This window comes from Gemmatimonadaceae bacterium (assembly GCA_035633115.1).
Classification (GTDB): Bacteria; Gemmatimonadota; Gemmatimonadetes; order Gemmatimonadales; family Gemmatimonadaceae; genus UBA4720.
Genome location: DASQFN010000103.1, coordinates 37,898 through 51,870, shown reverse-complemented (window position 1 = coordinate 51,870; position 13,973 = coordinate 37,898). Strand labels below are relative to the sequence as shown.

Below are 13,973 nucleotides of genomic sequence, written 5' to 3'. Positions count from 1 at the left end.
ATTTGTTAATAAGCGCGCGCGCTTCGCGCGCGTTGACTCGCCGCAATGTGTTGGAGGGAGTGGCTGGGGTCGTCCGGCAGGCAGCGTCGCGAAGCAGCGAGGAGACCGCCGGCTTTCGAAGCCGCGGCGTCTGGAAGACGCCGCAGCGGAGAGGCGGGCTCCGTAGACTGCTTCCGCGCTAGCTGACTGCCGGACGAGCCCCAGCCGCGACCGACGCCGCAAACACCGAGACGCTGGGCACGGTAGCTCGACCGTTTTGAGAGCAGATCCATGGACTGCGATCGGTTCGGAATCGGTGTTTGTTCGGCATTATTCCCTTCGCGCGGATAGATTGGAAGAGTGAAAGAAAGCATCATCATCCGCGGCGCCCGGCAGCACAATCTCAAGAATTTCGACCTCGAGATCCCGCGCCGCGCCTTCACAGTCGTCACCGGCCCTTCAGGGTCGGGCAAGTCCTCCCTCGCCTTCGATACCATTTATGCCGAGGGGCAGCGCCGGTATATCGAGTCCCTCTCGGCGTATGCGCGACAGTTCCTCGATCGAATGGAGAAGCCCGATGTGGACTCAATCGAGGGCCTCTCACCGGCTGTCGCAATAGAGCAGCAGAATCCAACGAAGACATCGCGCTCGACGGTAGGCACTGCTACAGAGATCTACGACTATCTTCGGCTTCTCTGGGCCCGGGTTGGTCGCACGTTCTGTCCGCTCTGCGGCCGCGAAATGAAGCCCGATACCGTCCAATCGGTGATCGACACCGTCCTCGCGCTACCGGACGGCACACGATTCTACGTCGCATTCCCGCTGCGTCTCTCAGAGCTCGTGACGCACAAAGTGGTCGTCGAAAATCTTCGCGCCCAGGGATTCCTCCGCGTGAGCGTGGACGGTGAGGTGCTGCATCTCGATGAGCTGCCGGCACGACGGATAGATCTTCGCCGCGTGTCCGAGGTCCTTGTTGTTGTCGACCGCCTCGCTGTTGCGGCCGCGATATCGGGGCGACTCAGCGATGCCATCGCCACCGCTTTTCGTGACGGCGACGGCGAATGCGTCGTGATTCAGGCGGACGGTGGTGATCGACTTCTCTTCACCGAGCGGTTCGAGTGCGCATATGATCACACGCGCGCGCCCGCGCCGTCGCCTCAGCTTTTCTCTTTCAACAATCCGCGTGGCGCCTGCCCTACCTGCAATGGATTCGGGGCGGTCCTCGAGTACGACCTGTCGGTCATCGTGCCGAACCCGGAGCGAACGCTTCGAGAGGGGGCCATCGATCCCTGGACCAAGCCTCGCTACGACAACAAGCGTCGGGCGCTCGCTGAGTTCGCGCGGCGCGAGCGAATCTCGATGGACATTCCGTGGACCTCGCTGTCGGACGCGCAGAAAGCGCTCCTCCTCAGAAAACGCTCGCGCGGTTACAAGGGAATCATCCCATTCCTTCAGGATCTCGAGGAAAAACGGTACAAGCAGTACATCAGGATTTTTCTGCGACAGTATCAGACCGCGCAGGAATGTCCGACCTGCCACGGCACGAAGCTCAAGCCGGAAGCTCTGAATGTGCGAGTCGCCGGTCTCACAATCGCTGAAGTGGCCGAGATACCGGTTGGAGAGCTCTGCCAATGGCTCGACGGGTTGCAGCTGACGCCGTTCGAGCAGCAGGTCGCGGAAACCATTCTCCGCGAGGCCTGCGAGCGCGTGCGGTTTCTTCGCGACGTGGGTCTCGACTACCTCTCGATGAATCGCGCAACGCGGACACTCTCTGGAGGAGAGGCACAGCGCATAGGACTCGCGAATTCACTTGGCTCCCAGCTCGTCGACACGCTGTATGTCCTCGATGAGCCGTCGATTGGCCTGCATCCTCGCGATATGGGGCGCCTTCTCAAGCTGCTGCATCGACTGCGGGATACAGGCAACACCGTTCTCGTTGTCGAGCACGATCCAGCCGCGATAAAAGCTGCAGACTTCATGGTGGAGCTCGGCCCAGGCAGCGGCGAGCTCGGCGGCCGCGTGGTGTTCGCCGGTCCGATGTCGCGCATCGACCAGAGTCCGCTCACCGGCGAGTACCTTAGCGGGAAGCGTGAGATCCCCGTTCCTTCCGAGCGCCGGCGCATCGGTCCACGGTGGATCACCGTGACTGGAGCGCGCGAGCACAACCTTCAGGGTGCAGACGTGCGCATCCCGATTGGCGCGCTCACTGTCGTCACCGGCGTTTCCGGATCGGGTAAGAGCACACTCGTCCACGACGTTCTCTACCGGGCTCTCGAGACCCATCTCACCGGGGAAAACTCGGCCAAGCGCCACCTTGGCGAGGCTGTGGGGCAGTACGACACGCTCACCGGATACGAGGCTATAGAGGAGGTCGTGATGATCGACCAGAGGCCGATCGGTCGCTCGCCTCGCTCCAACCCTGTGACTTACATCCGGGCGTTCGATCAGATCAGGTCTCTCTTCGCGGATGCGCCTCTCGCGAGGCAACGGAAGTACACGCCGGGGACGTTCAGCTTCAATGTGGCCGGCGGTCGCTGCGAGGAGTGCGAGGGCGCGGGGTCGCTCGAGGTAGAGATGGTTTTCATGGCAGATGTCCACGTACCATGTGACGCGTGTGGCGGAAAGCGATTTCAGCCCGAGGTACTCGACGTCCGTATTCGCGGAAAGAGCATTGCCGAAGTTCTGGAGCTGACTGTCGATCAGGCGATTCGGTTCTTTCCGCGGGAGGAAAAGCTCGGGCAGGCTCTCTGGCAGCTGCAGCAGGTGGGACTCGGGTATCTCCGCCTCGGACAACCTGCGACGACCCTGTCCGGAGGTGAAGCGCAGCGCATCAAGATTGCGCGAGAGCTCACGGCCGCCGGCAAGAGAACGGGACGGAAGCTCTACATCATGGACGAGCCGACCACGGGTCTCCATCTGGACGACATCCGCAAGCTCTCCGACGTGATGGACCGGCTGATGGAGGCAGGACACACTTTGTTGCTCATCGAGCACAACCTCGACGTGATCAAGCTCTCGGACTGGGTAATCGATCTCGGGCCGGAGGGAGGACATGGGGGTGGTCGTGTGGTCGCGATGGGGAGGCCCGAGGAAATCATCGATGTGGCGGAATCCCATACCGGGCGGTGGCTTGCACCCGTGTTGGCACGTGCTCCAGTCCCAATCGCGACAGGCAACCGGAGAAAGCTGAGCGTCCGATAACAGCTTTGCCACAGAGGCACAGCTTTTCCCCTATCGATTCTCCTGCACCTGGCGCACCATTCTCGTTACGAGCGCGCGCGGCGCAAGTCGCTCGGCTTGAATCATGATCTTGTCTCGCAGTCTTGGAATCGCGATGCGCTCGCCGCGCATCATCGCCTTGTACCCGTACGCGGCAACGCTCTCCGCATCGTCAACGCCGAGCCGCGTGAAGAGACGAGAATTGCTGATCTCGGCCGTATCGGCGAACGCCGTCGCTGTCGCGCCCGGGCACAACGCCGTGACGGTCACACCCGTGTCACGGAGCTCCTCGGCAACCGCCTGACTGAAGCTCAGCACGTACGCTTTCGTGGCGTAGTACACGGCCATCAGCGGGCCCGGCTGGAAGGCCGCGGTCGATGCGACGTTCATCACGCGTCCGCTCCGCCGCCTCACCATCCCGGCTGCGAAGATCTTCGTCAGCTGGGTGACGGCAGTGACGTTGACCTGGATCATCTCTACCTCGCGCTGCAGGTCGGTCTCGAGAAATTCCCCACCGAGGCCGAAGCCCGCGTTGTTGACGAGGATCCCGATCCCGAGCTTCTCATTCGAGATGGTTTCGTAAAGCTTGTCAGCGGCATCGGCTCGCCTGAGGTCGGTTGGAATGACGTGGGCGCGCACCCCGTACTTTCCCTCGATGGCACCCGCCGCGCCTTCGAGCGAATCACGGTTGCGGGCGGCCAGCACGACATCGTGACCGTGCGCAGCGATCTCCCTCGCCAGCGCGAGCCCGATGCCGCTCGATCCGCCCGTTACGAGCGCTGTAGTTCCCGATTTCGATGGTGTTTTATCAGGCATTTGCGGCGAAAATAGTAATCGTTCGAAGGATGCTGCACGGAGAAGCTACCACTGCCGGAAGCGCGCCGTCGCAATCCACGGGGCGCGGTTGATTCGCCTCTATTTTCCGCCTAGATTGCGGGTTCATTCCCGAGTAGCTCAGGTGGTAGAGCAGGTGACTGTTAATCACCGGGTCGGGGGTTCGAGTCCCTCCTCGGGAGCTTTCATAACCTCAGTCCAGCATCAGACAATCACAACGGGCACTTCCTTGCGGCAGTGCCCGTTTTGCTTTCTTTTCGCGCGATGATCCCACCATGGCAGACGCGAGCGCGGCAAGCGGGCTGAGCGCCTGGAGTGCCGGCGAGAGCGGAGCAACGCGCCCGTCGTATCGGTCGCGCACGATCGTGCAGCATGCCGGCATCGCCGCGCAGCTCGCGGTTCTGCTCGGGCTTCTCTATGCTCTCGAGATCGAGCCGGATTCAGGACTGCCTCGCATTCTTCCGCTCGTCTTCGCCGGCTTCATCGCGCATGCCTCGCTTCCGCCGAGGCATCGACTTCAGCTCTTTCTCCTTCTTTCCCTCGCGGCTCTCGCCCTCGTCCTCGGCGTGGCGCAGGGCGCCACGGTGGCGGCAATCGCCTTCGTACTCGTGGCGATCTGTCATCTGCCGCTTCCGTTCGGAGTGCGCGTGGGGCTGCTCGCTCTTACGGGAACCGGCCTTGCGGCGCTGCGTGCCGTAGCCGATCCGTTGCAGATTCCCCTTCGAGTTCCCGGAGCTATGCTCGCTGTCGTGGGATCGATGTTCATGTTCCGCATCATCATCTACATGTACGACCTGCGGCACGAAGAGCTGGCGCGACGCGCGGGCAGAAATATTCCTGGAGGGCATGCGTCCGTGTGGATACGGCTCTCCTATTTCTTTCTGCTGCCGAATGTCTGCTTCCTGTTGTTTCCCGTCGTGGACTACCGCACGTATCGCCGCACTTACTACGACTCGGAAGCGACGGTGATCTACCAGAAGGGCGTCTGGTGGATCGCGCTCGGCCTCGCCTACCTGGTCGCTTACCGTCTTGTCTACCACTATCTCGTGATCGCACCCGAGCAAGTGGAGAGTCTGGGCGGGGTCGTGCGGTTCATGGTGTCGAGCTATCTCGTCTACCTCCGGGTGGTGGGGCAGTTTCACCTGGTGATTGGATTTCTTTGCCTGTTCGGATTCAATCTCCCGCCGGCGCATCGATTCTTCCTTCTCGCTACGGGCTTCACCGACTTCTGGCGACGCACGCGCATCGACTGGAAGGATTTCATGGTGAAGGTCTTCTATTTCCCGGCGTCGGTCCCGTTGCAGCGCCGGTGGGGAACGACTGCGGCTGTCGTCGTTGCAACTCTTGGCGTCTTCATCGTCACCTGGCTCCTGCACTCATATCAATGGTTCTGGCTGCGCGGGGACTTCCCCCTCTCGACGAATGACGCCGTGTTCTGGGGAATATTCGGAGCCTGCGTGCTCGTGAATTCTCTGCTCGAGACCCGGAGCCGCCGGAAACGCGCAGGGGACGCAGCCACTCTCGCGGGTGCAGCCGCGCGGGCTGTGAATATCCTCGGCATGTTCGCGTTTCTTTCCGTGCTCTGGTCGTACTGGAGCAGCACTTCGCTCAGCGATTGGCTTTGGACCCTCTCATCGTTACGACGGGCGCCACTGCTCAGCTACGCCAAGCTCATCGCTGCGATTGCTGTCGCCTTCGTCACGCTCGTCCTCGCGCACATTACGGCGGCACGCATCAGCGATGGCAGCGCACCGCGCGCCGACGGAGGCCGCCCCGACGGAGGCCGCCCGGGGGCACGTCGGTCAATCGTGCCAGGCCTTCGTCCCGCCGGTGTCGGCCTTCTTGGCGCCGCTCTGCTGCTCGTCGTCCTTCCGGCCAAAACGGGCGTGTTTGGCGCGTCAACTCAGCGACTCGCTGCCACGGTTGGCACCAATCGCCTTAATACCGCGGACCGGTTCCGCGAAGATCGTGGTTATTACGAGACTCTGCTGGATACGCGCCGCCCCATCGCTGACCCGACTGCCGACCCCGCGAGAGAAGCCATCGAAGCGGGCGCGTTCCTTCCGATTTACCGAATGAGGTTCGTCCGCCGAAGGGAGGATCTCATCACCTACGAGCTCGTTCCTGCTTATCGTGGAGGATTGTTCCGTGGCAAGCTGTTCGAGACGAACCAGTGGGGAATGCGGGACAAGGAATACGCGCTGACTCCGCCTCCAAACGCCTACAGGATCGCATTGCTCGGGGCCTCGTATGAGATGGGAGCGAGCGTGAACGTCGAGGAGAACTTCGAGTCGATCCTCGAAGAGCGTCTGAACAGGGATGGTCCGGGTGCGCCGCTCCGCCGCTACGAGATTCTCAACTTTGCTGTTGGCGGTTATTCAGTCCTGCAGAACGCCGTCGTCGCGGAGCAAAAAGCTTTCAACTTCGCGCCGAACGCGCTTGTGGTGGGGCTGAAGGAGCTCGACTTCGGGCGAGGGCTCGACATCCTCGTTGGAGCTGTGCGGCGTGGAGCCCCGATACCTTACCCGGAGATCCGGGAAAAACTTCGTGAAGCGGGCGTGACGCGGGAAATGTCCGACCTCGAGCTCCGAGGTCGAATCAAGCCGCTCGTGCCCGATATTCTGCAGTGGAGTCTCCAGCACATCGGCCGGCTTGCCAGGGCCCGTGGTGTGCGTGCCATTGCGCTCGTGCTACCGAGGCCGGATCCTGAGCCAGGCGACGCGCAGATCGAGCGCGATCTCGCGACATGGGCGAGTCAGGCCGGATTTTCTGTCATTCGACTGGACGGCGTCTTCTCGGGTCAGCCTCTCGATTCCATAAGGATCCCACCTCCGGACGGGCATCCAAATGCGCGCGGCCACCGCATGATCGCGGATAGACTCTACCACGCGCTACGCGATAATGACGCGAGTCTACTCGGGCTCGGATTTCAGGCGCGCGACCGCTGAGAGATCGCGGGCGCGCTCCGGTAGTACCACCCGATATTCAAACCCGCCGGGCAACGTAAAGAACAAAATCAGCGAGGCGTTGCGCGCGCTCCCCTCGGAAGAGCAACGGCTCCAATGCCTCAGTTCCCTTCTGTAACCAGATCGGAAGCCGATGCGCGAACATGTAGGACAACCCTCGCTCTGCAACAACGTCCGCATGCCGCGCGAGGGCTTTCCGAACTTCCGCAGGTGAGAGCGCGAACTCGTAATTCGACGCGCCGCTCAGCCGGTTCATCAGGCCGAATCTGTTGAGGATGTTGAGCATAGCTCCGCTCGGTGACCAGCTCGAGGGCTCTCGCGCGACGAGCAGCCCACCGCGACGCGCGACGCGGGCCGCCTCTGCGACGTAAGGCTCGATCGGTCCCTGGCCGGCGAGGTGGTGGAGCGAAAAATCGAAGAAGACGACGTCCGCCGCTCCATCACGAAATGGAAGTCGGGCAGCATCGCCCTCGATCGGACGAAAATTGTCGGGCCCGCGCTCAGCTACGGCGCGACGCATCACCTCGTGGTTGACGTCAAGGCCGAGCCGGAGCGTGCCCGGCTCACGCCAGAGCCACTCGTAAATGCCACCTCCACCAACCCCGACCACGAGTATTACAGGATCGCGAAGCTCGCGCGTCAGCGGCTCGAGTATCTCGACCGTTCGCAGCTGTACCACGCGATCGTTGCGGCGTAGCCAGCTCGCCGGTCGCAGCCGATTCAGGCCAGCTGTGTCGCGAGTCTCGTGAAGGTTATGCTCGCGGTCGAATCTGTACCGGGGGAAGCTCAAAGGCGGCAGCCATACGCGAGCAGCTGGCGAGGGACGTTCCAGGCCGCAATCGCGCGGAAAAACAAAACGGAGCCGGGAAACCCGGCTCCGTTTTGTTTTCTGCCCAGCGGGTTATCAGCCATCCTCGCCTGGTACGATGTCAACCTCGGTCGACGACGTCAGAGGAACGGGCGCTAACTGTAAGAGCGTCTGATCTCCAGCGCAGACCTGATCCGCATCCTCGATTGTAAGCGTGACCGCTGGTAGCGAGCCCGACGACTGTCCGAAGAGCTGATCGACGGCGGTAACAGTGAACGCCACGATACCGAGGTTGGCGCCCTTAAGGCTGCCATTCAGCGGGCTGTAATTGATGCTGATGTCACTGTCGTAAACGACAGCGCAGACAGTTCTGCCGATGAGCATGAACAATCCCTCCGCGCGCAGCGGGGTCACGTCAGGGATCTTGTCCAGGAGGGCCTCGGGGTTTTTCCCCTTGCCCAGGCCTGGCCCGACGGGAAGACCGAGGAAGTTGCGAAGGCCATCGTCAGTGGGCCCGGCATTCGCCCATGAGTCCGGAATGAACTTCGGCGCGAACCAGCCCTCATCGCCCATCTGTCCGCTCCACAACACGATTTCCTCACCCACGTTCGCCTCGAACCAGCGAAGCTGCTTGCGCTGGCCGACCTTGGCGATGTCGTCGTTGACGTCCCTTGCACTGAAGAAATTGGGCGGCGGGCCGTTGTCGATCGCGTCCTCATCGAGAATGAGGAACAGTGGCGGAAGGTCGCCCTGTGCAAACAGGAAGGTGACCGACGATCCGTGATAGATGTTCGCCGACGAGATTGCCCATGTATTGCTCGTCACGCAGTCCTGCCACGCTGGGGGGCCTTCATTGATGCAGCTGCTTATGTCCGATGTGTATCCACCCGGTACCGTGGCGGTGATTGTCAGCTTCGCCCGAGGGTTGATAGAGCCGGGATTGAGGATGAGGTTGCCCGTATTAGCCCGGACAAAAACGTCCTCACACTCGCCCACCGCGACGGTCACGGGCGAAGTGACAGCGTCCAGTGCTTCGGGAGTAGGGGTGGCGCTCTGGACGGTGGTGAAGGTGTATCCAGCCAGTGTCGGCGCCGCATCACTGTTAATATCGACGCATACCTTCACCGTGCGCGCTAGAGCGCCAACCACGCCGGGAACAAAATCGTTGCTGGGACTCGAGGGAGCACGAGGGCCCGCAACATCTGATGCTGTGGGTGTTTCGGCGCAAGCGCCGAGCACGCCTAAACCGGCTAGTGCGCCGGCGGCTAGCGCAACTCGCGCTGTCTTGAAATCTGGATGCGACAACCACATAAAGACACCGGATCGAACGCGCATTGTGGACCCCCGAATAGAAGAATTTCCGACGTGACGAGATGCCGGTGAAATCTTCTCCCCTTCGGTAGTCGGGCGCTTCTACGAGAGAAGCCTGACTTTGCGTGCCGGTCTCGCGAGCCGGGTTGCCATTTTCGGTAGGAGATTCAATTGTCGAAGCCGCCGCACAACGTGCATGCACAACGATACACGTCTGTACGCTCGGCTTCAGGAAGGACTATAAAGGATTGGACGTTTGCCCGCAAGCACAACTCACTCGATTGTACATTTGTGATGTGAAAAAAGATGTTTGCTGATATGCCTGGGAAATTCTTGACGCGCGACGCGGAAGATGACGCGAAAAGAAATGATGGATGTTTGACCTATTCTGACGCATCCTCCCGTCATGAGCGGAGCGCCACGGTTGACTTGACCTGCCCCGTTCGGCTCATAGACTTGACGTTTCGTTTCAGCAGTTCTGCTCTTCTCGCCGACTCCCCCGCCGCCATCGCGTGACTCTCCCAATACAACGCCTGCGCACTTCACTCTCGGGTGCGTACTCCATAGATCGTGAGCTCGGCCGCGGCGGAATGGCGACGGTTTATCTCGCACAGGATGGCAAGCACGATCGTACCGTGGCACTGAAGGTCCTCCATCCTGACCTGGCGGCCTCGCTCGGACCCGATCGCTTCCTTCGGGAGATCAAGCTCGCGGCGAGGCTCAACCACCCGCACATCCTGCCATTGTTCGACTCCGGCGACGCTGACGGACTCCTTTATTATGTCATGCCTTACGTCGAAGGCGAGTCATTGCGGGAGCGGCTCGACCGCGAGCAGCAGCTGCCGATCGAGGAGGCGATACATCACACGCGCTCGATCGCGTCAGCGCTCGACTACGCGCACCGCCAGGGCATCGTCCATCGCGACATCAAGCCCGAGAACGTGATGCTGTACGAGGGCGAGGCGATGGTGATGGACTTCGGAATTGCGAAGGCGGTCAGCGCCGCGGGTCACGAGACGCTGACGCAAACGGGGATGATGGTCGGCACACCGGCGTACGTGAGCCCCGAGCAGGCGGCAGGCGAAGCGAACCTCGACGGCAAGAGCGACCAGTACAGTCTTGGCTGCGTTCTATTCGAGATGCTGACGGGCGAGCGGCCGTTCACCGGGCCCACTGCGCAAGCGGTGCTCGCAAAGAGATTCACGGAGACCGTCGCGCCCGTGCGCACGCTCAGAGCGGCCGTACCTGAGAGCATCGAGCGCGCTCTCTCACGCGCCATGTCCACGGAAGCGTCGAAGCGGTACCCGACCTCGGCCATGTTCGCGCAGGCGCTTGCATCGGGGAATGTCTCGACTCCGACGGACACGCAGACGGTCCCTCAGCCGACCGTATCAGCCGCGAAGTCGGTTGCCGTTCTGCCGTTCGCAAACATGAGCGCCGATCCGGAGAACGAGTATTTCACGGACGGCATGGCTGAAGAGATCATCAACGCACTGACGAAGATTCAATCATTGCGTGTTGCGTCACGCACGTCTTCGTTCGCGTTCAAGGGAAAGAACGAGGACATCGGCGAGATCGGCAGGAAGCTGAAGGTGTCGACGGTTCTCGAGGGGAGCGTCCGAAAGATGGGCAACAAGCTGCGGATCACGGCGCAGCTGGTAAACGTCGCGGACGGATACCATCTCTGGTCGGAGCGCTACGACCGCGAGCTGGAGGATGTCTTCGCCATCCAGGACGACATCTCGCAGGCGATTGTCAAAGCGCTCCGCGTCATTCTGAGCGAAGGAGAGAAGAAGCAGATCCAGAAAGCGCGCGCAGTCAACGTTCAGGCATACGACTACTACCTGCGCGGACGGCAATACTTTCATCAGCTGCGTCGTAAGAGCCTGGAGTACGCGAGGCAGATGTTCAACCGCGCGATCGAGATCGACCCCGAGTATGCGCGCGCATACGCGGGCGTGGCCGACTGCTGCTCCCTTCTCTACACCTATTTCGACGCGCGCGAATTCAACCTTCGCCAGGCAGACATTGCGAGCAGCAAGGCCCTGGAGCTGGAGCCGGAGCTTGCCGAAGCGCATCTAGCACGCGGCATCGCCGCATCTCTGAGCAAACGGTTCGACGAGGCAGAAAAGGAATTCGAGACGGCAATGCGGCTCGATCCCAAGCTGTTCGAAGCGCCGTATTTCTTCGGCCGTACCCGGACGGCGCAGGGGCGGTTCGAGGATGCCGTAAAGCTCTTCGAGCGGGCCTCAGCGTTAAGGCCCGAGGACTTCCAGGCGACGGCGTTCCTGGCGCAGAGCTACCAGTCGATGGGCATGAAGGCGGAAGCCGACGCTGCGTTGCGTCGTGCAGTCCGGCAGATTCACGAGCGGTTGGAGCTCAATCCCGACGATGCGCGCGCCTGCAACCTCGGCTCGGGCATGCACGCCAAGCTCGGCGAGACCGATACGGCGATTGAGTACGCGGAGCGATCGCTCGCTATTGATCCCGACGACCCGATGCTTCTGTATAACGTCTCCTGTACCTACTCCGTTCTCGGAAAGATCGACGATGCGTTAGCTTCTCTCGAGCGAGCCGTGGACAAGGGATTCGGGCACAAGGAATGGATCGAGCACGACTCCGATCTCGATCCGCTGCGCGAAACGCCACGATTCAAGGCGATAGCGCAGGCGATGTAGAGATGGCCGCCCTTCCAATCGAGCAGCTCAGAAAATCGTTCTCCAGCTCATACACCGTCGATCGCGAGCTCGGTCGCGGCGGGATGGCGACGGTATATCTGGCTCAGGATGTCAAGCACGAGCGCATGGTCGCGCTCAAGGTGCTGCACTCGGAGCTGGCCGCGTCCCTCGGCGCGGACCGGTTCCTTCGCGAGATAAAAGTCGCTGCGCGGCTGAATCATCCTCACATCCTTCCGCTCCACGATTCCGGAGCGCTCGACGGCTTTCTGTATTACGTGATGCCGTACGTCGAGGGTGAGTCGCTGCGCGAGCGACTCGACCGCGAAGAGTATCTGCCTGTCGAGGAGGCGGTGAACCTGACGCGCGGAATCGCCTCGGCACTCGACTACGCACACCGTCAGGGAATTGTCCACCGCGACATCAAGCCCGAGAACCTGATGTTGTACGAAGGCGAAGCGATGGTGATGGATTTCGGAATTGCCAAAGCCGTGAGCGCAGCGGGACCCGAAACTCTGACGCAGACTGGAATGATGGTAGGCACTCCGGCGTACGTGAGCCCCGAGCAGGCTGCAGGCGCTACCGACCTCGACGGCAGAAGCGATCAGTTCAGCCTTGCCTGCGTCGTCTATGAGATGCTGTCGGGGGAGCGCCCGTTCACCGGCCCCACCCCTCAGGCAGTGATGGCGAAGCGGTTCACCGACAACGTCCCGGCAATCCGATCCGTACGGAGCAGTGTTCCCGAGACTGTCGAGAAGGCCCTATCCAAAGCGATGGCCATCGACGCGAACACCCGGTTCAAGACCGCAGGCCTCTTCGCGCAGGCGCTCGCGTCAACGAGTCTCAATACGCCGAGTGAAACGCAGACGATGCCGCAGCCGGTGGTTTCCACCGCGAAGTCTATAGCCGTGCTTCCCTTCACGAACATGAGCGCCGACGCGGAGAACGAATACTTCACGGACGGCATGGCGGAGGAGATCATCAACGCCCTTTCCAAGATTCAGTCTCTCAGAGTTGCGTCGAGGACGGCGTCGTTCGCGTTCAAGGGGAAGAGCGAGGAGATCGCCGAGATCGGCCGGAAGCTCAAGGTTTCCACTTTCCTCGAGGGAAGCGTACGCAAGATGGGAAACCGTCTCCGCATCACCGCCCAGCTCGTCAACGTCGCCGACGGCTATCACCTCTGGTCGGAGCGCTATGATCGCGAGATGGAAGACATCTTCGCGATTCAGGACGAGATATCGCAGGCGATAGTGAAGGCGCTGCGTGTGATACTGAGCGAGGGTGAGAAGAAGCAGATTGAAAAAGCGCGCGCCGTGAACGTTCAGGCATACGACTACTACCTTCGCGGGAGGCAGTACTTCCATCAGCTGCGCCGCAAGAGCCTCGAATACGCAAAGCAGATGTTCAACAAGGCGATCGAGATCGACCCGGAATACGCGCGCGCGCACGCCGGCGTCGCCGACTGCTACTCCCTTCTCTACACGTATTTCGACGCGCGAGAGTTCAATCTGCGGCAGGCCGACAAGGCAAGCAGCAGGGCGCTCGAGCTAGAGCCGGAGCTGGCGGAGGCGCACCTGGCCAAGGGGCTCGCTGTCTCGCTGAGCAAGCGCTTCGACGAGGCTGAGGAGGAGTTCGAGACCGCAATGCGTCTCGACCCCAAGCTGTTCCAGGCGGCGTACTGGTATGCGCGCGCGCGCCTCGCGCAAGGAAACTATGACGAGGCGGTGAAGCTCTTTGAGAGGGCAGCCGCTCTGCGCCCGGAGGATTACGAAACGCCGCATTTTCTCGCTCAGGCTCTCATGTCGGCCGGACGTTCTGAAGAAGCCCAGGCCGTCTATCGTCGTGAGTTGAAACTCCTCGACCAGCATCTCGAGCTGAATCCCGAAGATCCGCGGGCGTGCATACTCGGCGCAGCAACCTACGCCAACATGCACGACCCGGAGCGGGCCATCCACCTCACGGAACGCGCGATGACTGTCGATCCGGAAGATCCGATGCTCCTTTACAACGTCGCGTGTGTCTACGCGCAGCTCGGCAAGATCGACGAATCGCTGGCCGCACTGGAGGGTGCCGTGGAAAAAGGCTGGGGCGACAAGAACTGGATCGAGCACGACAGCGATCTGATTCCTTTGCGGAGCAATCCCCGGTTCCAGGCAATCGTCAGCTCCATGTGACGAAAGA

The 13,973-nt window shown here is 61.4% G+C and carries 7 protein-coding genes, 1 tRNA gene and 1 riboswitch; of the genes, 5 read left to right on the top strand and 3 right to left on the bottom strand.

Translation table 11 applies throughout. The features are described 5' to 3' along the window. The first annotated feature begins 339 nt into the window (after nucleotides 1–339). Nucleotides 340–3,180, top strand: a complete 2,841-nt coding sequence (uvrA, locus tag VES88_13275) for an excinuclease ABC subunit UvrA (GenBank protein HYN82469.1) — start codon at nucleotides 340–342, stop codon at nucleotides 3,178–3,180. Nucleotides 3,181–3,210: 30 nt separating this feature from the next. On the opposite strand, the gene VES88_13270 is transcribed toward uvrA, so the two are convergent. Next, nucleotides 3,211–4,014, bottom strand: a complete 804-nt coding sequence (locus tag VES88_13270; protein ID HYN82468.1) for an SDR family oxidoreductase — start codon at nucleotides 4,012–4,014, stop codon at nucleotides 3,211–3,213. Between the two features lie 127 nt (nucleotides 4,015–4,141). Between VES88_13270 and VES88_13265 the strand changes: the two genes are divergently transcribed. Together VES88_13265 and VES88_13260 are read left to right on the top strand one after the other, a co-directional pair. Further along, nucleotides 4,142–4,214: transfer RNA gene (locus VES88_13265), tRNA-Asn, on the top strand. A 93-nt stretch (nucleotides 4,215–4,307) separates the two neighbouring features. Further along, a complete protein-coding gene (locus VES88_13260; GenBank protein HYN82467.1) occupies nucleotides 4,308–6,980 on the top strand; it encodes a hypothetical protein in 2,673 nt (890 codons plus the stop codon). A gap of 37 nt (nucleotides 6,981–7,017) precedes the next feature. Here VES88_13260 and VES88_13255 read toward each other — a convergent pair whose 3' ends face one another. Both VES88_13255 and VES88_13250 read right to left on the bottom strand, forming a co-directional pair. Next, entirely contained in the window at nucleotides 7,018–7,788 is a 771-nt protein-coding gene (locus tag VES88_13255; GenBank protein ID HYN82466.1) for a class I SAM-dependent methyltransferase, read from the bottom strand. A 114-nt stretch (nucleotides 7,789–7,902) separates the two neighbouring features. Next, a complete protein-coding gene (locus tag VES88_13250) occupies nucleotides 7,903–9,141 on the bottom strand; it encodes a hypothetical protein (protein HYN82465.1) in 1,239 nt (412 codons plus the stop codon). A 60-nt stretch (nucleotides 9,142–9,201) separates the two neighbouring features. Beyond that, nucleotides 9,202–9,278, bottom strand: a riboswitch (cyclic di-GMP riboswitch). Between the two features lie 351 nt (nucleotides 9,279–9,629). Here VES88_13250 and VES88_13245 point away from each other — a divergent pair. Next, nucleotides 9,630–11,795: a protein kinase gene (locus VES88_13245; GenBank protein ID HYN82464.1), complete on the top strand. Its 2,166-nt coding sequence runs from the start codon at nucleotides 9,630–9,632 to the stop codon at nucleotides 11,793–11,795. A 2-nt stretch (nucleotides 11,796–11,797) separates the two neighbouring features. Then, nucleotides 11,798–13,966: a protein kinase gene (locus VES88_13240; GenBank protein ID HYN82463.1), complete on the top strand. Its 2,169-nt coding sequence runs from the start codon at nucleotides 11,798–11,800 to the stop codon at nucleotides 13,964–13,966. Nucleotides 13,967–13,973 lie beyond the last annotated feature (7 nt).